At 67.7% G+C, this 19,823-nt stretch carries 16 protein-coding genes and 1 tRNA gene; 8 read left to right on the forward strand and 9 right to left on the reverse strand.

Features of this window, described 5'->3' with window-relative positions; translation table 11 throughout:
* Positions 1-82: 82 nt before the first annotated feature.
* On the forward strand, positions 83-817 hold the full coding sequence (locus tag NTY77_07075; protein ID MCX5795236.1) for a hypothetical protein: 735 nt from the start codon (positions 83-85) through the stop codon (positions 815-817).
* Positions 814-2,307, forward strand: coding sequence for a tetratricopeptide repeat protein (locus NTY77_07080; protein ID MCX5795237.1), 1,494 nt, complete (start codon positions 814-816; stop codon positions 2,305-2,307). The genes NTY77_07075 and NTY77_07080 overlap by 4 nt, the downstream gene beginning before the upstream one ends.
* A 205-nt stretch (positions 2,308-2,512) precedes the next feature.
* Here the strand turns inward: NTY77_07080 and NTY77_07085 are convergent, their stop codons facing one another.
* On the reverse strand, positions 2,513-3,766 hold the full coding sequence (locus tag NTY77_07085) for a sulfatase (GenBank protein MCX5795238.1): 1,254 nt from the start codon (positions 3,764-3,766) through the stop codon (positions 2,513-2,515).
* Between the two features lie 68 nt (positions 3,767-3,834).
* On the opposite strand from NTY77_07085, the gene NTY77_07090 reads away from it, so the two are divergent.
* Positions 3,835-4,605: a hypothetical protein gene (locus tag NTY77_07090; GenBank protein MCX5795239.1), complete on the forward strand. Its 771-nt coding sequence runs from the start codon at positions 3,835-3,837 to the stop codon at positions 4,603-4,605.
* On the opposite strand, the gene NTY77_07095 is transcribed toward NTY77_07090, so the two are convergent.
* Both NTY77_07095 and NTY77_07100 read right to left on the reverse strand, forming a co-directional pair.
* Positions 4,528-6,204, reverse strand: coding sequence for a hypothetical protein (locus NTY77_07095; GenBank protein MCX5795240.1), 1,677 nt, complete (start codon positions 6,202-6,204; stop codon positions 4,528-4,530). The two genes, NTY77_07090 and NTY77_07095, sit on opposite strands and share 78 nt — an antisense overlap.
* Positions 6,205-6,226: 22 nt before the next feature.
* Positions 6,227-6,658: a hypothetical protein gene (locus NTY77_07100; GenBank protein ID MCX5795241.1), complete on the reverse strand. Its 432-nt coding sequence runs from the start codon at positions 6,656-6,658 to the stop codon at positions 6,227-6,229.
* Between the two features lie 88 nt (positions 6,659-6,746).
* Between NTY77_07100 and NTY77_07105 the strand changes: the two genes are divergently transcribed.
* On the forward strand, positions 6,747-7,904 hold the full coding sequence (locus NTY77_07105) for a caspase family protein (GenBank protein ID MCX5795242.1): 1,158 nt from the start codon (positions 6,747-6,749) through the stop codon (positions 7,902-7,904).
* A 12-nt stretch (positions 7,905-7,916) separates the two neighbouring features.
* Here NTY77_07105 and NTY77_07110 read toward each other — a convergent pair whose 3' ends face one another.
* The 4 genes from NTY77_07110 to NTY77_07125 all read right to left on the reverse strand — a co-directional run bounded on the left by NTY77_07110 (position 7,917) and on the right by NTY77_07125 (position 11,209).
* On the reverse strand, positions 7,917-8,462 hold the full coding sequence (locus NTY77_07110; GenBank protein MCX5795243.1) for an SRPBCC domain-containing protein: 546 nt from the start codon (positions 8,460-8,462) through the stop codon (positions 7,917-7,919).
* A 28-nt stretch (positions 8,463-8,490) separates the two neighbouring features.
* Positions 8,491-9,189, reverse strand: coding sequence for a hypothetical protein (locus tag NTY77_07115; protein MCX5795244.1), 699 nt, complete (start codon positions 9,187-9,189; stop codon positions 8,491-8,493).
* Between the two features lie 62 nt (positions 9,190-9,251).
* Positions 9,252-11,123 (reverse strand): tetratricopeptide repeat protein, encoded by a 1,872-nt coding sequence (locus NTY77_07120; protein ID MCX5795245.1) that lies wholly within the window; start codon positions 11,121-11,123, stop codon positions 9,252-9,254.
* A gap of 14 nt (positions 11,124-11,137) precedes the next feature.
* A tRNA-Thr gene (locus NTY77_07125) sits at positions 11,138-11,209 on the reverse strand.
* A gap of 116 nt (positions 11,210-11,325) precedes the next feature.
* Between NTY77_07125 and NTY77_07130 the strand changes: the two genes are divergently transcribed.
* The 3 genes from NTY77_07130 to NTY77_07140 all read left to right on the forward strand — a co-directional run bounded on the left by NTY77_07130 (position 11,326) and on the right by NTY77_07140 (position 15,063).
* Positions 11,326-11,910 carry a response regulator gene (locus NTY77_07130; protein MCX5795246.1) on the forward strand — a complete coding sequence of 195 codons (585 nt, stop codon included), beginning with the start codon at positions 11,326-11,328 and terminating at the stop codon, positions 11,908-11,910.
* Positions 11,911-12,047: 137 nt separating this feature from the next.
* Positions 12,048-13,097 (forward strand): ComEC/Rec2 family competence protein, encoded by a 1,050-nt coding sequence (locus NTY77_07135; GenBank protein ID MCX5795247.1) that lies wholly within the window; start codon positions 12,048-12,050, stop codon positions 13,095-13,097.
* A 133-nt stretch (positions 13,098-13,230) separates the two neighbouring features.
* Positions 13,231-15,063: a hypothetical protein gene (locus tag NTY77_07140; GenBank protein MCX5795248.1), complete on the forward strand. Its 1,833-nt coding sequence runs from the start codon at positions 13,231-13,233 to the stop codon at positions 15,061-15,063.
* Positions 15,064-15,469: 406 nt separating this feature from the next.
* Here the strand turns inward: NTY77_07140 and NTY77_07145 are convergent, their stop codons facing one another.
* Positions 15,470-15,967 (reverse strand): nuclear transport factor 2 family protein, encoded by a 498-nt coding sequence (locus tag NTY77_07145; protein ID MCX5795249.1) that lies wholly within the window; start codon positions 15,965-15,967, stop codon positions 15,470-15,472.
* A 100-nt stretch (positions 15,968-16,067) separates the two neighbouring features.
* Here NTY77_07145 and NTY77_07150 point away from each other — a divergent pair, with 100 nt between their 5' ends.
* Positions 16,068-16,730, forward strand: coding sequence for a PDC sensor domain-containing protein (locus NTY77_07150; protein ID MCX5795250.1), 663 nt, complete (start codon positions 16,068-16,070; stop codon positions 16,728-16,730).
* Here the strand turns inward: NTY77_07150 and NTY77_07155 are convergent.
* On the reverse strand, positions 16,727-19,816 hold the full coding sequence (locus NTY77_07155) for an efflux RND transporter permease subunit (protein MCX5795251.1): 3,090 nt from the start codon (positions 19,814-19,816) through the stop codon (positions 16,727-16,729). The genes NTY77_07150 and NTY77_07155 overlap by 4 nt on opposite strands.
* Between the last annotated feature and the right edge of the window lie 7 nt (positions 19,817-19,823).

Genomic DNA, 19,823 nt, shown 5'->3' on the forward strand with positions numbered 1-19,823 from the left:
CGATGGACTATAGCAATTTGCCGCGGCCCGCCCGAGGGGCCCGCCGCAGGCGTGTTTTGCTATCATAGCTTGGGATCCGGACGTGCTCACGACAACATCTTTTCATCGCCACGGGGGCCGGAGCCCCCGCCTTCCAGCGCTCGGGCTCGCCGCGGCGCTGCTCCTGGGTACGCCTCTTCACGGCGAGACCCTGCTGCCGACCTCCAACGTGCGCGTCCAGGTCTCCTCGGCGGGCGTCACGGGCCTGGACTGCCGCAGGCGCGCTTTCCGGATGGAGTTCTCCCGGGACATCGGGCTGAGGTACCGGAGCGTCGCCGGGCAGATGTTCAACAGGAACGTGGACCCTTACACGCTGGTCCGGGGCTTCTTCGCCCTCATCCTGATGGCGCCCCTGGCCGTGCTGGCGCCTCCGGCGGACTTGGTGGCGGCGCCGTGGCGGCGGGAATGCGGTTTCGACCTCTGGGTCCAGGGCCGCCTGCGGGGCTGGGCCGGCAGCTCCGTGGCCGACGCGCCCCTTGGCGCGGAAGGGGCCAGCATGGCGGAGGCGGGGGTCGAGGACATCGTCGCGCCCCGCTATGTCCTGACCCGGGCCACCGCCACCGCCGACGGCGAGGGACGCTTCGCCGTGTCTTTGCCCGGCCGGGTCGGCCCCAGCCCGCAGTTCGAGCTGCGCTGGCTGGTCGACTCTTTGCCCTCGGGCAAGATGTCCTTGCGCAAACGCGGGAGCCGCTTCATCCTCTCCGAGCCGGAGCCGGAGTTCGGCTCCAGCGCGGACACCATGGCGCCGTTGGAGATCCAGCCGGGACGCGAGCGATGAGCCGGGCGGCCCGCGCCTGGGGCCTGTGCCTCATCGCCGCCGGCCTGGGCTGCGCGGGCCCTCGGGCGACCGGCGGCATGCCCCTGGGGGAGCTGGAATCCGCGGCGCAGGCGCGCTTGGACGCCGGAGACCTGCGCGGCGGGGCGGCGCTGCTGCGCGCGGCGGTCGAACGGTCCGAGGCGGAACTGGGACCCGCCCACATGCGCACCCTGTCCTTGATCGGCGAGGAGGCCTCGGCCCGCCGGGGCCTGGGAGAGGTGGCCGAGACCGAGAATATCCTGGCCCGCCTGCAGGCGCGGGATGCGGGGACTTTCGAGTACTTCGTCACCCTCGGGGAGGTCCTGCTGCTCGTGGACCGGCGCGCCGAAGCCGCAGCCGCTCTGAAAAAAGCCGAAGCCTTGGAGCCGCAGGCCGTCGAGGGCTACGACCGCCTGGCCGGCGTCTACAGGAGGATGGGCCTGCTGACGGAGGCGGCGCAGTGCCTGGAGAAGGCCGGGCGGCGCGACCTGGGCGACTACAGCCTGCTGGTGAAGCGCTCCACCAGCCTCTACCTCTTGCGCCGCTATGACGAGGCCAAGAAGGCCGCCCGAGAGGCGCAGGCCCTGTGCCCCACCTGCGCGGAAGCCTACGTCCAGCTCGGCTACGCGGAGCTCGACAGCGGCGACGACGCCGCGGCATTGCGCACGTTCCAGAAAGCGCAGGAATTGGCCCCGGAGGACCCTCGGTCCTACCACCATCTGGCCTATTCATACGCCGTGCGCGGACAGAACGACAAAGCGGCGGCCTTATACATGCGCGCCATCGAGGTCGCGGAGCGCAAATCCCCGCCGGACTATCCGCACCTGCTCCAAGCCATCACCCATCTCTCCGCCGTCTACACCGCCGAGCAGCGCGCCGGCGACCAGCGACGGCAGGGCGACCTCGCCGCCCTCTATGTGCGCAGCCGCGCCATCCTGGAGAAGATCCCCGACGACCCGCGATTCTTGAACCTGGCCGGGATGCTGGCCTTGGCGGTGAACAAGGCTGCCGACGCGGAGGCCTACCATCGCCGAGCGCTCGCCTTGCTGGAGAAACGACCGCAGTCGACGGAGCTGGAAGAGGCGCTGGCCGCCCTGGCGGTGCTGGCGGAGCGGGATGGACGCCACGACGTGGCGCGGGCGCTCTATGAGCGCGCCTTGGCCGTGGGCAAGGGGATCCCCGGCAACCACCAATACCTCCAGACCCTGACCGGGGCGGCGCGCTTCTACCAGTCTCAGCGCCGATTCGAGCCGGCCGAGCGGTGCTTCCAGGAGGCCGAGGCCCTCCTGGGCAAGACCCCCGCGGACCCCCAATTCCGGGAGCTGCTGGCAGCGATGGCGGGCTTCTATCGGGACTGGGGCCGGCCGGCGGCGGCGCGGAGGCTGGAGGAACGCGCCGCGGAGCTCGGAAAGGTTCCTAGCGGGCTGTTGAAGAACCCGCAAGATATCAACAGTCGCATGCCAAGCCAGTGAAGACTATGTCCGGACACAGTCGATTCAGCGGGCTGTAGGCGGCTGCAGTCCGTCTCCGAACTGGCGAGCCGAAGGCTCGCCAGTCGCGCCGAAGGCGCCATCCTCCGCTCGACCTATCAACCCGGTTCTTCCGCCCCGCTTCGCGGGTCGGTTGCGGGCGAGCTATCGCTCGCCCGCTCGCAAGACGGACTTTGTCAGCACCCCGTTAGTCGCCCGCCAGCCGGCGCAGCTTCTTCTCCAGGTCGAAAGCGATGGCCGGCTCCTGCGCGAAGAGATTGCGCCGCTCCCCCGGATCCGTCCTGAGGTCGTAGAGCTCGCGGGCATCGCCGAGCTCGTCGTCGATGAGCTTCCAGCCGCCCGCGGAGCGCAGCGAGCGCCGGCAGGAGCGCAGGAGGAAGTCGGTCTCCGAAAAGGCGTCCAGCGCCAGGGGCTTGCCTTCCAGGAGCGGCTGGAGGCTGACCCCCCGCATCTGCTCCCGCAGCCGCGCGGGGGGCCGGACGCCCATGAGCTCCAGCAAAGTGGGCAGCACGTCGATGAGGCGCACCTGCTCGGAGATGCGCCGCGGGGCCAGGCCCGGGGCCTGGACCATCAGCACCGCGCGGATGACCTCGTCGTACAGGGTCAGGCCGTGGTCGACGCCGCCGTGCTCGTCGAATTCGTCCCCGTGGTCCGAGATGACCGCGACGACGGTCCGCTGCCGGAGCCGCGGCATGGCCCGAAGTCCCTCCAGGAAGGAGCCCAGGCGCGCGTCGGCCCGGGCGATCTTGGCGTCGTAGCCTGCGCGCCAGGACCGCACCTCGTCGGCGGACGCGGGGCCGGCTTCGCCCGCGATGCCCTGGGCGCGGCGCGCCATCCAGGATTCGTCCCGGCGGCCGAACTGGCCGTGCACATCGTAGCCGTGGGCAAACAGGAAGAAACGCTGGTCCTGGTGGCCTTGCAGCCAGTCCAGGGCCTGGGGGAGCGTCGACTCGAAGCCCCCGAAGGTCGCGGAGTCGGAATAGACGTCGAAGCCCCGCGACATGCCCGAACCGCGGCCCAGGCCCGCGCCGCCCGTAAAGGCCGCCGTGGCGTAGCCGGCCTCCTTGAGGACCTGGGCCAAGGTCAGGAACTGGTAGGGCAGCTTGGCGAGCTCCTGTTTCCGCGCGGTGAAGACGGCGTAGCGATTGACCACGCCGTGCTGGTGCGGGTACAAAGACGTGAAGACGGAGAGCATGGAGGGCAGCGTCCAGGGGGCCTGGGATACCGCGTTGGCGAAGACGGCGGCCTGGCCCGCGAAGCGGTCCAGGCGGGGCGTGATGGGCTGGGGATAGCCGAGGGCCCCGACATGGTCCGGCCGCAGCGCGTCGAGGCTGATCAGGACGAGGTTGCGCCGCTCGCGGCCGCTGGCCCACGGCGGCAGAGCCGCGCTGGCGGCCAGCAAGGCCAAGGCCAGGATACTCCGACGCGTCTCGGGCGGCATCCGCGATATGATAGCCTTAAGCAAAAGTATTGTACAATCCTGCTGGACGGCGGAAGGAGGGAGAACCAATGCAACGACAAAGCGTCCTGGTGTGCGGCATGATCGGCCTTCTGGCCTCGTGGGCGGTCAGCGCCGAGCCGCAGAAGCCGGACCAAGCCAAGAAGCCGGCCCCGGCCGCGACGGCGAAGAAACCGGACCAAACCAAGAAGCCCGCCCCGGCCGCCGCGGCGCAGAAGCCGGACCAAGCCAAGAAGCCCGCCGCCCCGCGAAGCCCGTCTTTGCCGCCGCAGGAGCCCGAGAAGACCGTGCTCAACGAGCCGCTCGTCGTCAAAGCGGCCGACTGGACGCTCGCGTCCTTCCTGGACTGGGCCGCGAAGAAGACCACGGCGAACTTCGTGATCCGCGAGGGGCTGGAGCAGCAGAAGGTGAAGACCGTCCTGTCCAAGGGCACGGCGCGGCAGATCCTGCAGAAGACCTTGGGCGACCAAGGCATCGCGCTCTGGCCGGTCGGGCCCCATGACACGTATTTCGTCGCGCGTTTCGGCACCGCCATGCCGAAGGACCCCAGCTCCGGCGTCGCGGACCCCCGCCTGGACAAGTTCGTCACCGTCAGCGTCGACAAATCCCCCTTGGGGGTCTATATGGACTCGGTGGGCAAGCAGGCCGGCATCAAGGTCGGCGCGAGCGGCGACATCATGGCGCTGCGGGTCACCGCCTCTCTGCGCAAGGTCCCGGCCCGGGACGCCCTGTTCGCCTTGGCCCTAATGAAGGGGCTGACCTATCGGCGGGACGCCAAGACCGGCGCCTGCGAGTTCTCGCGGGCCACGCGGGCCAAGTGAGCCGCTGAGCAGGACGCCGTGGGTCAGGCCCTGTAGATAGCGCACCGCCACGTTGTCCCGCTGGAGGGCGCCGGCCTCGTCGAAGAAGAGGCGGGCCTCGCGGTAGCGGCCCTGGCGCCGGAGGGCCTCGCCCGCGTTGAGCAGGACCCGCCACCAGCCCCGGTCTATCGCGCGCGTCAGGTGTCCGAGCCAGACGTCCCGCCTCAAGCGCGCCGCCCACTCCCGGGACTCGGTGCGCAAGGAGAGGACCGCCTCCGGATGCGTCCCGAGGACCGACTCGAAGGTCTGGATGGCCCGCGAGCTCAGCGGCGAGAGAGCCCCGCCGCCCAGGATATCGAAGAGCGCCAGACGCATGGGGTAGGCCGCTCGTTCCGCCGCGACCTTGCGGTCCAGCCGGGCCATGAGCTCCGGGTAGGTGAGCCGGGTCGCGTTCGCCATCCGCCACTGTCCGCCGGGCGCCAAGATGCCTGTCCCGCGGGAGGCGTTGCAGGCGAAGAGGGCGTCGATGATCGCGTCGGCGTAGAGCTCGTAGGCGGGCGGCCAGACATGGCAGTTGTCCTCGAAGAGGTCGAATCCCGGTATGCCGTGCGGGGCGAAGGCGATGAATCGGCGCTCGAGGTCGGCCAGGGGCAGGCCGTACCTTGCGGCCAGGTCCCGGATGCCCTGGTTGCGCGTGGGGGTGCAGGACATCGGGGAGGGATCGCGCTCCAGGGCGCGGGCATAGCGGCTGCGCGCCTGGTCGTAGCGGCCCCGGCGCTCGGCGATGAGCCCCTGGCAGTAGGCCACCAAAGCGCTGCCGGGATAGCGGCTCTCCAGGGCCGTGCCCAGCCCCTGGGCGGCCGCGAGGTTCCCGCGCCGCAGGGCTTCGAGCATGAGGATGAAGTCGTCCTGGAAGGGGACGAGCTTGGACGAGAAATGGTTGTCCCGATAGTTGACCGGCAGGGTGCACAGGACGACGGGCACCCCGCGGCGGGCCGCTTCATCGGCGAACCTTTCGAGGGCTTCGAAATAGTAGCGGTCCAGCCCGGTCAGCAAAACGTCCACCTGAGGGCCCAGCAGGTCGCAGAGCCTGCGGAAGACCGCGCTGTAGGACAACGCGCCTTCATACTTCCATGGATTGACCCGGCGCGTCCCCGGGACCTCGGTGTTGCCCGCGATGAAGACCACGAGGTCGGGAGCGTAGCCCAGGATCTCCCGCCCCATCAGCAGCGTGCGATAGGCGTCGAACATCCCCATGCCGCAATTGATGACCTGGAAATCGGACTGGGGCAGGACCTGCCTCAGCTTGCGGGCGAGGATATCAGGGGGGAAGTTCTGAGCCGTGGAAGAGCCGATGATGAAGACCCGCTTGGTCGACGGCCCTTTCCGCTCGGGGAAGGATTGCGGCCGCAGGCGAGGCCGGACGCTCTCATAGCGGGCTTTCCCATCCCGCACGACCCGCTTGAAGGAGGGGCGGTACATGTCCAGGTAGAGATAGCTGAAATTCCTGTCAGGCTCTAACCTGCGGTCGCCCCGCAGGTACAGGGCCCCCTCCATGATCACGATCGCGGCGCACAGCCCGAGACAGGCCGCCAGGAGCCTCTCCGCGAGCCGCCTCATCGGCCGGCCCCTGCGGGCCCTCTCATTCGAAGTCCTTGGCCTTGGGGACGGCCTCGGGGCCGACGTCCTTGTTGACCACGATCTCGATGACGGGGCTGACCCAGCGGTTGTTGCCCTTGGTGATGACGCAGAGCCGGTAGTACCAGATGCCGCCGTCGACCTTGGCATCCACGTATCTGGTGACCGCGCGATCGCCCGCGGAGAAAAGCTCCCCGTTCTCGGGGTATACGGGGTCGTGCATGGTCGAGGAGCGGACCAGCTTGTAGGCCTTGAAGTCCGCCCGTTTGTACTTCTTCCAGGTCGCTATGACCCGCCCGCCCTCGTACCAGGCCGAAAAGCCTATGGCCCGCACCAAGGTCGGCGGCCTGAAGAGGCGCGGCTGCGGCTGCGCCCGCGCCGGCGCGGCCATGGCGCAGGCCAGGGCCGCGGCCAAAGTCAGTCTCGTCAAGGTCATGGCTCCTCCAGTCCGGCCGGTTTATGATAGCACACGCAGGGGCGGGTCCGATGCCGCAGGTAGTATAATAGGGGCGGGTCTCCCGGACATGAGGATACACCTGGTCATACTGCCCCTGCTCCTGCTGGCCGCGGGTTCCGCGGCCGCGCAAAGGAATCGGGAGCCGCATGGTCACGGAACGCGGCAGGCGCGCCGGGCGGTTCCGGCCCTGCGGCCGAAGCGCCCGGCGTTCGCGCCGAGGCGGTTCGTGGGCCCCCGGCGGGCCCGGACGCAGACCGTCTACATCCGGGTCAACGAAGGCTACACCCCCTCCAGCGCCGCCCAGCCGCAGACCGTCTATTTCCCTATCGACAACGGCTACGCCCCCTACAGCCCCGCCCACCCGGCGCTCATCTCGAACTACGAGACCCTGATCGCGCCCCCGGAGGAGCCGGCGGCCCCGCAGCCGCAGTGCCGTTCCGACGTTGACGCCCCCGGCTATCAGGTCAAGGAGCACCCCGACAGTTTCGCCGTGGTGGTCGGCGTCGAGAACTACTCCAGCCTGCCCAAGGCCGACTTTGCGGCCTGCGACGCCCAGGCCGTGCGCGACCACCTCAAGAGCCTCGGCTATCCCGTGCGCAACACCATGTTCCTCGCCGACAACAAGGCCGTCCGGTCGGGACTGGAGAAATACGTGGACACCTGGCTGCCCAAACAAGTCGGCAAGGACTCCCGGGTCTTCTTCTATTTCTCGGGCCACGGCGCGCCGGACCCCAAGACCGGGCAGACCTACCTGCTGCCCTGGGACGCGGACCCCAAATACCTCGACGAGACCGGCTATCCGATGCAGAAGCTCCTCGCCAAGCTCGATGCCTTGCCCGCCAAGCAAGTCGTGGTGGTGCTCGACGCCTGCTTCTCCGGGGCGGGCGGCCGCTCGGTGCTGGCCGAAGGCACCCGGCCCTTGGTCACCAAGGTGGACCTCGGCCGCGGCTCGGCCAAGCACCTGGTGCTCTTCACGGCCTCGGGCGCCGATGAGATCACGGGCACGGTCCAGTCGCAGGGCCACGGCCTTTTCACCTATTACTTCCTCAAGGGGCTCAACGGCGCCGCGCGGGGGAGCCAGGAAGGAGTGACCGTCCAGGACCTCTACGACTACCTCCGGCCCCAGGTCGAGGACGCCGCCCGCCTCGACAACCGCGACCAGAGCCCTCAGCTCTTCGTGCCGCCCGAAGGCCAGCGCCGGCTCCTCATCAAGGATCTGCGCTAAGAGAAGGCTGGGCTATTTGCGGGGCTTGAGGAGTATCTTGAGCGCCGCCAAGGTGAGGACCTCCGGCTTGCAGGTCCGGCCGGTCTCCAGATAGAGCTTGAGCTTGGCCAAGGCGTCTTCCCAGCCCGTGGCGAAGCACGCATAGGTCTTGTCAGCGGCCACGCGGCGCGGGAAGCCCGCGTGCAGCAAGGTCACCTCGCAGCCTCCCCGTTTGGGCAGGATGAAGAAGCTGCACAGGGGCGGGACGCCGTTGCGGCGCGAGCCCGCGCGCCACATCCAGGCCACCTTGCGCTCGGGCTCGAGATCCACGAAGCAGCCTTCGCGTTCGCCGGAGAAGCTGCGGCAGCCGGGACGCTTGGGCCAGACCATGCGCAGGCGGCCCGCGTTGCGCGCGTCGGTCTCGGCGCCGGTGAGCCACCAGCGGCACAGCTCCCGGGCCGAGGTCAGCACGCGGTAGACCGCGGCGGGCTTGGCCTTGATCCTCACGGACAGGCGCAGATCGCGCGTACGCGACCGGGATCGCGCAGCGGCGGAGGGACGGGGCTTCTCGGCGCTCATGGCAGACTCGGCGGCTCCAGTCAGGATCCTACTTGGCGGGTTTGCTCCGGGACGGCGGCGGGAGCGGCGAGCCCCCGGGGCCGTCCTTGAGCGGCACGAACGAATGCACCAGCTCGTCAAATTGATCCCTATATATCTTCAATTTTTCGAATCGCGTCTTCGGCTCGGCGTCGTAAGCTTGGATAGTGGCCGGATAGGTCAGCACATAGAAGCCTCCGGACATGGGCAGGATGGCATACGCGTGCTTACGAGGATTGATGAGTTTGCCGTCTTGCTCACCGGTGCCCCAGCGCGCCCCGGGCGCCGCCGGCCCCAACGACGACACCACGAAGTACTTGAATTTCCGCCCGTCAATCTCCATGTCTTGGACGGGACGGAACATGATGCGTTCCTTGCCGTAGACCGAATCGAGGATCTGCTTGATGAAATCGTCGGGGCCGCTGTAGAGCTCCGACTGACCGTCGCGCAGGAGATGCGTCGCGTAGCGCGTGTACCAGCGCACGCTGAAGCTTGGCGCTCCCAGATAGAACTCCGGCTCGAACGGGCCGATGAAAGTGAGGTTGGTGAAGTGCGTCCCCTCCGAGTCGTATATCACGCTCCAGGCCCAAGGCACGTCGCACTGGAAGTCCCGGTTCGGGGATGTGTAGAGGGAATGGGAAGGCGGCTTGCAGCCGCTGGCGAGCAGTCCGCAAAGCGCCAAGGTCGCCGCCGCCCAGGTCCGTTTCATAAAGCCCGTTGTGAGTATATCAGGAGAAAATCGCTTTGTCCAGGAAAGGGGACCTTCCCCCCTCAATCCTCGTTCAGGAGCGCCAGGCGCTTGGCCCGCCTCTCCCAGCGGTCCGCCCGGTCCGTGTCCCCAGACTGGCGCCAGGCCGCGGCCAAGCGCAGGCTCAACGCCGCCTCCAGGCCGCGCTCGCCTTGGCGCCGCGCCAAGCGCGCCGCGCTCTGGTAGAGGCGCAGCGCGTCCTCAGCTTGCCCGCGCCGCTGCAGGACGCTGGCGAGCTGGGCCATGAGCTCCGGGTCGCGCCGCCGGGCGATGCGGCCGCGGGCGACGTCCAGAAGCCGGTCGGCCTTCGGGGACATGTGCATGCGGTCGAGGGCGTAGGCCTTCCACAACAGGGGCTGGGCGCTCTCCGGGGACTGCAGGATCCAGGCGTCGAGCTCCGCCAGGACCTTGACCCCGCGCGGCGGCCGAGCCAGCAGCGCGTCCATGTCGTCGGGCCAGAGCTGGTTGGGCGGGACCAGACGCCGGGAGGCGGCCGCGACCAGCCAGCCCGCCGGGCTGGAGCGGCGCAGATAGACCAAAGCCGCGTCGTCGGCGTAGGCCAGCCGCCAGTCCGGGGCCTCGTCGAGCACCCGCGCCGGATAGGCCGCGCGGCGGTTGCGGATGACGACGTAATTGAAGCGATAGGCCTCGGCCAGCTGCCGGAAGCGGGCGGGCCAGCGCTCGGCGTCGTTCATGAACGAGGTCCCGTAGAGGTCGGCGCGGCTGTCCACGAACACGGGCCGGCCCGAAAGGGCCAGGAGCTCGTCGCCGGTCTCCGGCTCGTTGAACATGCGGCCGGTCACCCCGTTGGCCTTGAGGTAGTTGACCGCCCCCTCCAAAGCGGGCCTGCCGTAGCCGGGGACGCGCCCCAAGGGGACATAGACCGTCTGCCAGTGCCAGACGAAGAGCGCGGCGAAGGCCAAGGCCAGGCGCGCCACGCGGCCGGCGGTGTCGCGCAGGGGATGCAGAAAGTGCCCGAGCGCCAGGGCGATGAGCGGGCAGGCGGCCAGGATATAGAGGGGCTGCTGGACCGGAGCGACCAAGGAGAGGACCAGCAGGCCGGCCGCGGACACGGCCAGGAAGAACTCCTGCTGGAGGCAGATCCAGGTCGCGGCGGCGCCGGCCACGACGAAAGCGCTGTAGAGGTTGAGCCACGACGAGGGCGGCCTGACGGCCGGGGCCGTGTCGAGGAAGGTGTGCCTGATGATGGCGAGGCCGTGGGGGTTGAGGGCCAGGCCGGCCAGGGCCGCGGCGAGCAGCGCGCCGAAGCGCAGGCGCTCGCCCCGGCCCGCGTGAATCGTGGTCTTGACCACCTTGATGCCCACCAGCCCCAGGCCGATGAACGCGGAGCTCCCGTTGATGTTGGACCAAAGCAGTTCGACGACGCCGACCTGGGCCACGGTGGCCCAGGTGAAGGGGCGCTTGGGCCGCAGCACGCGGATGAGGAGGGCCAAAAACAGGAAGTCGAAGAGGCCGGGGGCCTCGGTCATGCCCGGCCAGGCCGCCACGGCGCCCAAGCCCAGCACCCCGGCCGCGAGCAAGGGGCTGCCGGGCGAGAGTGGCAGCAGCAAAGCGAAGGCGATGGCGATGACGCTGCATTTGAGCGTGGCCAGGGCCGGCAGGCCGCCGCTGCGGTCCAGGTGCTTGAACAAGACGTCGCAGAGCCAGGAGTCCGTGGACCAGGGCGCTCCGGTGGCGGTATGGGAGAAGGAGTCCGCCTGCGGGACGGCGTGCCGGGCGATTATGTCGGCGCCGGTGCGGATGTGCAGCCAGGTGCCGGGCTCGTGGGCGGAGTAGGCGGCGATGAGGAAGACGAAGAAGAACAAGAGCGCGGCGAGAGGCCCGTGGGGGTGGTGGGCGCTCTCCTGGGGATGGGTCTGGGCTTGGCTCTTCATGGGTCAGATGGCGCAGCCGACGGCCGGGATCGAACCGGCGACCTACCGCTTACAAGGCGGTTGCTCTACCGCTGAGCTACGTCGGCGTCGGGCTTATTATACAAGGATAATCCCGGGACCGCCAGGAGTCGATTCGGCAACATTTTACGTGAGGCGATCCGCGCGATTGACGGGGCGCAGGGAAATATGGATAATTCTGGGCATGGCGAAGATACTGCTCGTCGATGACAACAAACTGATCAGATTGGTGGAATCAGGCATTCTGAACGGGCTTGGCCATGAGGTCGCCACGGCTGAGGACGGCACTAGCGCCGTCCTCGCGTTCAGACAGCAGAAGCCCGACCTGGTGATCCTGGACTACCAGATGCCGGGAGCCTCGGGGACGGAGGTCCTGCGAGAGCTGCGGAGCCTCGATCAAGGCGCTAACGTCCCGGTCATTTTCCTGAGCGGGACTTCCAGTCTCCAGATCATGTCCAACGCGACCGAGGATCTGCCGCTTTCATGCTTCCTAGAAAAGCCGGTGAATTCGGCCAAGCTCAAGGAGGCCATCGACGGGCTGCTTTCCCCGCAGCCCCAAACGCCAACCGACCCTCCTGCCGCGCCGGTCATCCCGCCCCAAGCGCAGATTGAGCCGTGTCCAGCTTGCCGGGCCGAGAACCCGGCCGGAGCCAGGTTCTGCCTGAGTTGCGGCAAACCCATAGGCGCCTCGAAATGTCCCAAATGCCAGACGCAACTGCCCGCGGTCGCCAAGTTCTGCTTCTCCTGCGGGGAAAAGCTGGCCGGGTAGAGCCGGTTGCTGCCTGGACGCGGATTGCGCCTATCCCTTATGGGACTTTAGGCCCACCTTGCCCAGGCCCTAGGGCCCAGGCTCAGGCCGGGCCCCGGGGCCCCTGACTTTCTGGGTCCAGCGACCTAAGCTATGGCGTGGCAAGAACAGGAGGGCACGCGACGTCCCGCACGGAGTTTCTCCTCGCGGCCGCGCTGGCCCTCCTCCTGCCGGCGCACCTGGGCGCGAAGAGTCTCGAGTCTTTAGCCTCCCAGGAATTCCCCCAGTCGTTCGGCGCCGCCTTGCAATCCGCCCAGCTCCCGGAGGTCCCGTCGGCCGGCCCGGGAGCCCCGGTCGAGGCCGCCAAGCTCAGCCTCGGCAACGGCCTCAACGTCTATTTCGTCAACGTCTTCCAGGGCGACGCCGAGTTCATCGAGCTGCCCAACGGCAAGACCGCGCTCATCGACGCGGGCCCCGCTCCCGACCCCAACTCCCAGTACACCACCCCCATCGTCGCCAGTTTCCTGACCCAGCACGGCGTCAAGAAGATCGACTACCTCGTGCTGACCCACCCGCACGCGGACCATTACGGCGGCATGCCCTACGTCTTCGACAACCTGCAGGTGGACAACTTCTACGACACCGGGGTGGACAACACCGCGGCCAAGGGCGACGAGCTCGTGCGCCAGAAGGCCGCCCAGGAGCCGGGCTGCAGCGTGACCCGCCCGGCCGAAGGCGACAGCCTCAGCTGGGCCCCCGGAGTGCAGGTCCAGGTCCTCAACACCTGCCCCAGCTCGGCCAAGGCCTCCGACTTCGGGCCCGATGCCGGGAGCTTCCCCAACGACTGCTCCATCGTGCTGAGGATCGCCTACCAGGGCTCCTCCGTGCTGTTGACGGGCGACGCCGGCACGGGCGTCGAAGCCCGGCTCGTCAAGACCTACGGCGATGGGCTCAAGTCCGATATTCTCAAGGTGGGCCATCACGGCAGCGCGTACTCCACCAGCGCGGCCTTCCTCGCGGCGGTGCAGCCGAAGGCGGCCTACATCGAGGTCGGCCGGAACACCTTCGGGCACCCGACCCAGTCGACTTTGGACCGCCTGCAGGCCGCGGGCGTGGCCGTCCACCGCACCGACCGCGACGGCACGCAGGAAGTCGCTCTCGGCGGAGCCTCCCAGCAGGAAGCTCCCGCCGTCGCGATGCACCCCTGACCGAGCGGCAGGCCACCAAGCCCCCCCGCGCTTAGGACCATTGTCAGCCGCATCCTGGCCCATAGGACCCAATGCCGATCCCTTCGGAGGCGGTATAATCAGACTCAGCTAATCTTGGAGGCCAGCAGCCATGATGAACCGCGCCCTTTTCATAGCCGTGCTCGCCGCGAATCTCCCCTCCGGAGCCGCGGCAGCGCAGGTCGTGCGCACGGCCGCCCCAGCGGCCACGGCCTCTCCCATCATGCCCGTGCTCCCGGGAGCCGGCGGCCTCTCCGCCACAGGCTTGTCTTTGTCCCTCCAGTCGGCGGACCTGCGCCTGGCGGCCCCCTCCCTCCAGGCCGTGCCGATTTTGGCCCCCGCGGTGCAGGCAGCCCCGGCGCTCTCCGCTTTGCCCAGCGCCGCGCCGCTCGCCGCGTCCATCGTGCCCGCTTCCCTCATAGCCCAGCCCGGCGAGAGCCTGACCCCGGCGCAGGCCGTGGCCGCGCAGTCCCAGCGCCTGGAGACCTTCACCCAGGCCGCCGCCCCGATCCTGGCCAAGACCCAGGACGCCAAGTCCGGCGCGGAAACCTCCAAGGACGCGGCGGCCCAACTGCTCGATCCCTCTTTCAAGGCGCCCGCCGATGACGCCGCGACCCCGGTCACGGCCCCTGCCGGGCCGGCCAAGGCCGCTCCGGTCAAGCTGCGCGGCGCGCCCCTCCTCAAGAACGTCGCCTTCTCCCCCGAGGTCTCGGCCCAGCACCAGAGCCTGCTCATCGAGACCCTGACCCGCCGCAAGGCCGGCTGGACCCGCGGCCTGGCCGCCATGGGCGTCAAGCTCGACGGCCCCACGGCGCCGGTCATCACCGTGCGCGCGGCGCGCGACATCGCCAAAGGCGCCAAGGTCGAATACACCTTCGATTGGATGCAGAGCGAGACGCACGTGGGTTCGTTCAAGGCCTATGTGACCGTGAAGAACCTCAACCCGGAACTGCGCCGCGGCGTGGCCCCTGAACCGGCGAAAGAAAAGCAGATCCGCATGCGCTTCAAGAAGACGGTCCTCGCCGACGTCGGCGGCATCAAAGTGGAATCCCAGGTCACTCCCACTGACATCGAAGCCTACCTCGAATCCAAGGGCCTGCGCCTGCTCTCCAAGGGCTGGGACGGCTATTACACGGTCTCGGTCACGGGCCAGGACCAGGCCGACGCGGTCGCCGACGCGCTCTCCGGCAAAGGCATCGTGCTCTACGCCACGCCCATGACCTTCACGGTCCCGGAAGCCAACCAGGTCCAGATCGCCTTCAAGGAATCCACGGTGCGCCCCGTCGGTGGCCTCGACGTCGAGACCTCGGTCAGCGAGACCGAGATCGGCGAGTTTTTGAGCGCCCACGGGCTGCGCGTGCTCTCCGTGGACCGCGACGGCCTCTACACGGTCGGCGCCGAAGGCCTCGCTTCGGCGGCCGCCGCGCAGTTCTTGCAAAAGCAGCGGGCCGTTTTCTATGCCAAGCCCGTCCAGTTCGACCCGCCCGCGGCCAGCATGCTCATCATCGAGTTTTACAAGTCCTACGTGCTCTCCATCGGCGGACTCAATATCGAGAACTCGGTCAGCGAGGACGATATCTCCAACCTCCTGCAGGACCACGGCCTCATGCTGGTCAAGATCCTCAACAACGGCGCCTACAAGGTGGCCCGGGTCTCCGACGCCACGCCCGGCAAGGACCTGGTCGCGGCCGTCTCCGCGCAGCCCATCGTGAAGCAAGCCATGGCCCTGGGCGGGGTCACGGACGAGCAGATCCGATCCGCGGCCAAGGGCGTGGAGTCCTACAAGGGCCGGCCCTGGTCCTCAACCGAGTACAACATGGCCTACGGCACCACCTACTGGGGCCTGGAGGAGCGCGGCGCCACGCCGGAGCAACTCAAGCTCTTCGAGAAGCTCTGCGACGAGGCGCCGGTGCGCGCCGGCGGCTTCAACCCCTGGTCCGGCGACTAAGAAATACTCAGATGGAGTATTCCGCCAGCGGAGGCGGCCGCGCTTTTCTTCACTGCCTTCGTCGATCTTCGTTGATCTAAAGCCGGCTTTGCAGGCCGTTGCAGGCGGCGACCTGACGAACAAAAAGTACTAGTTCTATAACGATTTTTTGTAGTTTACTTCCAGCGCTGGAGGTAGACTACAGAAAACTGATTATTATTTCAGCATAATCCATTCTCCAAGTCGCTATTATTTCATAAGGTGCCCCGGAGAATCCAAAAGGAGACCAGCGAGACGATGGTCCATTTTGAAAGGTTTGCGTCCGAGCGAAGGGAGGACGCAAACCCCAGCGCCGACACTCTGGTCGGCGCCGTTCTGTTGTTCAACCCCGGGAATTCAGGCCAAGACTCTCGCAAGCCCGACGGCCCTACTTCTTGGGAGCCGGGAACGAGCGGCCCTCTTCCTGGCCGGACTGAGGCGTCGAGAAATGGGAGTGCTGGAGCAGCCATTTCCCATTCTTTTGGACGAGGACCGAGGTCAGCCGGCCTTCCATCTTCACCTCGCCGGTCTCGGTCTGGGCGATGTACTCCAGGCCATGGGCGGCCCAGGCGACCCGGCCGGAATGGCCGAAGCCCAGGAGCGTAAGCTTGACCGAGATGCTCTTCGCCTGCGCGAAGTCGCGCGCCAAGGACTTCTGGAACTGCTCGCGGCTCGAGACCTGCTCGTCCTTGCCGGTGCCGTAGCCGAAATAGTCCGGCGCGGTCATGGTCAGGAGCTTGGCGGCGTCTTTGGCCGCATAGGCTTGCCAGTAGGCGTCGATGGCGGCCAGGGCCGGTGCCTTGGCCCCGGCGCTCCCGGCCGCCGCAACGGCGACCGTGGCGGCCGCCAGGGCCGCTGCCAGCAGTGCGATTCTCTTCATCTTCATATCAATCCTCCCTCCGGGATGAGCGGGTTCCGGGATCCCATGCCAATGGCCCGCCTACTCTATCAGATTTGCGGCGGCCCGGATGAGGTATCATATCGCCATGAACAGGACATCGCTTCTTCTGGCCGCGCTCATCCCGCTGCTGCCCTGCCCCGGAGGAGCCGCAAGCGCCCCCCCAGCCTCGCCCCAGCGAGCCGCCAAGGAATTGCAGGCGGTCCTTAGCCGGCTCGACCGCGACCTGGCCGCGGCCGCGCGGAGCCTCGCCAAGGAAGGCCTGACCGGAGCCGGAGCCCGGAAAGTGCTCACGGGCCTGTGCCTGGCCAACCCGGAGGTGGTGGACTGCGCGGCCGTAGACCCCGCGGGCCGGATGGTCACGGTCGCGCCGGCCCAGTACGCCTCTTACGAGGGAGCAGACATCAGCAAGCAGGAGCAGGTCGCGCGGCTGCACGCCACCCGCAAGCCGGTCTTGAGCCAAATCTTCCGCTCCGTCGAGGGGTACGACGCCCTCGACCTCGAGCGGCCGGTCCTGGGGCGGGACGGCCGACTGCTGGGCTCGGCCAGCATGCTCATCAAGCCCGAGGTCCTGCTGGGCGGACTGCTCGGGCCTTTGAGCGCAAGCGGGGAGTTGGCGGTCAAGGTCCTGCAGGACGACGGCCGGGTCCTCTATGCTTCAAGCAAGCCGATCGGCAAGGAGGCGCGGAAGGCCGCGGTGGGTTTGCACGGCACCCGCTGGCGGCTGGTGGTCGGCCCCCCCTCCCCCTAGGCGGGCTTGCTCCCGGAGGTCCAGCGGGCGATCCGGTCGAAGTACAGGAAGAAGACCGGGGTCACGTAGAGCGTCAGGAACTGGGAGAAGAACAGCCCTCCCACCACGGCCACGCCCATGGGCATGCGCGACTCGCCGCCCGCGCCGAAGCCCAAAGCGATGGGCAAGGTGCCCAGCAGCGCCGCCAAGGTCGTCATCATGATGGGCCGGAAGCGCTCCTTGCAGGCCTCGTAGATGGCCTCCTCCGGAGGCAGGTTCTTGCCGCGCTGGAGCTCCAGGGCCGTGTCCACCATCATGATGCCGTTCTTCTTCACCAGGCCCACCAGCATGATGACTCCCACGAAGGCGTACATGTCGAGCTCCATGCGGAAGACCCACAAAGAGAACAGGGCCCCGAACCCGGCCAAGGGCAGGGCTGAGAGGATGGTGACCGGGTGCCAGTAGTTCTCGTAGAGGACCCCCAGGACCACGTAGATGATGAAGATGGTCACGACCATGAGGAAGCCCAAGGTCGACATGGATTTGGAGAACTCCTTGGCCGAGCCGGAGAAGTCCGTGCTGATGGTCGAGGGCAGGATCTCGGCCTCGAGCTTCTTGACCGCGGCCATGGCTTGGCCGATGGAGGTGCCCGGCTTGAGGTTGAAAGAGATGGTCGCGGCCGGGATCTGACCCTGGTGGTTCACGGCCACGGGCGAGACCGTGGCCTCGATGCGCGAGATGGTGGAGAGCGGCACCAGGTCCCCGGTCTTCGAGCGCAGGTAGATCCGGCCTATGGCGGCCGGGTCCTGCATGAATTGGGGGTCCAGCTCCAGGATGACGTAGTACTCGTTGCTCTCGCCGTAGATGGTCGAGACGTAGCGCGAGCCGAAGGCCGAGTAGAAGGTGTCCTGGAGGGCCTGCAAAGAGACGCCCAAGGAGGAGGCCTTGTCCCGGTCCACATGGATGCGCAGCTTGGGCCGGCGCAGCTGCAGGTCCGAGCTCACGTCGGTCAGGCCGGGCACGGCGCGCATCTTGTCCACCATGACCGGGGTGACCCGGTAGAGGTCGTCGAGGTTGGAGCTCTGCAGCACGTACTGCCACTGGGCGTTGGTGGACTTGCCGCCCACGGTGATGGGCGGAGGGTTGTTGAGGAAGGCCATCAGGCCCGGCACGGCGTTCAAGGGAGCGCGGTAGGAGGCCAGGATCTGGTCGATGCTGCGCTTGCGCTCGGAGGAGGGCTTGAAGCCCGCGAACACGAAGCCCGTGTTCATCGGGTTCATGCCGGCCACGGAGATGAGGTCCATCAGGTCCGGGTCCGGGGCGAGGATGGCGTTGACCTTCTTCTGATACCCGACCATCTGGGCGAACGAGGTCTTGTCGTCCGCCTGCGTGTACACGGTGAAGTAGTCCTGGTCCTGGCTGGGGATGAAGCCCTTGGGCAGGACCTTGAAGAGGATCCCCGTGCCGGCCAGGACGCCGACGGTCAGCCACAAAGAGAGGCTCTTGCGGCCCAGCGCGAGCTTGAGCGTGCGCGCGTAGCCCCCGTTCATGGCCAGCAGCCCTTGCTCCACGAGCCGGAAGAGCCGGTTGGGCTCCTTCTTCTTCTCGCCCTTGCCCATGCCCTTGAGCATCACGCTGCACATCATGGGCGTCAGCGTGATGGATAGGAACCCGGAGACGAGTATCGCCGCCGCGATGCTGACCGCGAACTCGCGGAACAGGCGGCCCACCAGCCCGCCCATGAACAGCAGGGGCACGAAGACCACGACCAAGGAAAGGGTCATGGAGATGATGGTGAAGCCGATCTCCTTGGAGCCCTGCAAGGTGGCGGTCATGCCGTCCTCGCCCAGCTCCATGTGCCGGATGACGTTCTCCAGCATGACGATGGCGTCGTCCACCACGAAGCCCACCGAGAGGACCAGGGCCATCATGGAGAGGTTGTTGAGCGAGAAGCCCAGGACCTTCATGACCGCGAAGGTGGCCACCAAAGCCAGCGGGATGGTCACGCTCGGGATGATGGTGGGGCGGAACTCCCGGATGAAGAGGAAGACGACGAAGATGACCAAGGTGATGGTCAGCAGCAAGGTCAGCTGCACGTCCTTGATGGACTCCTCGATGAAGCGGGACTGGTCGAAGACCTCGTAGATGCCCACCGACGCTGGGATGAGCTGGCGGATCTTGGGGAAGGCCTCCCGGATCTCCTGGACCACCTTGACCGTGTTCGTGCCCGGCTGGCGCGTGACCGCCACGATGACCGCGTCCTGGCTCTTGCCGCCTTTCACGAACCAAGCCGTGGACTTGTTGGTCTGCACGTCGTCTAAAGCCTGGCCCAGGTCCTTGACGCGGACCGGGTAGCCGTTCTGGTACTTGACGATGAGGTTGCCGTACTCCTCGGCCTTGAAGAGCTGGCCGGGGATCTCCAAGGTGTAGGACTGCTGGAGCCCGTCGATCTGGCCGGAGGGCAGGTTCACGTTGCCCCCGCGGATGGCGTCGGCGACCTCGGAGAGCGCGATGTTGCGGCCGGTCAAGGTCGCGGGGTTGACCTGGATGCGCACCGCGAACTTCTTGGAGCCGTAGATGTTGACCTGGCCGACCCCGCTCAGGGCGGAGAGGTAGCGCGAGACCGTGGTCTCCGCGTACTCGTTGACCGTGGAGATGGGCAAGGTGTCCGAGGCCAGGGCGAAGTATATGACCGGCTGGTCCGCGGGGTTGACCTTCAGGTAGGTGGGAGGCGTGGGCAGGTTGGTGGGCAAAAAGCCCTGCGCCGCGGCGATGGCCGTGTTGACGTCCATGGCGGCCGCGTCCGCGTCGCGGTCCAAAGAGAACTGCAGGACGATCTGGGTGCTGCCCTGCATGTTCTTGCTGCTCATGGCGTCGAGCCCGGCGATGCTGGAGAACTGCTTCTCCAGCGGAGTGGCCACGGAGGAGGCCATGACCTCGGGGCTGGCCCCGGGCAGGCTGGCGTTGACCACGATGATGGGGAAGTCCACGGTGGGCAGGTCGCTGATGGGCAGGAGCTTGTAGCTCACCAGCCCGAAGAAGAGGATGGAGACCATGACCAGGACGGTCATGACCGGCCGGCGGATCCAGATCTCGGAGAGGTTCATGCGGGCC

It is taken from the genome of Elusimicrobiota bacterium (genome assembly GCA_026388095.1).
Classification (GTDB): Bacteria; Elusimicrobiota; Elusimicrobia; order UBA1565; family UBA9628; genus UBA9628.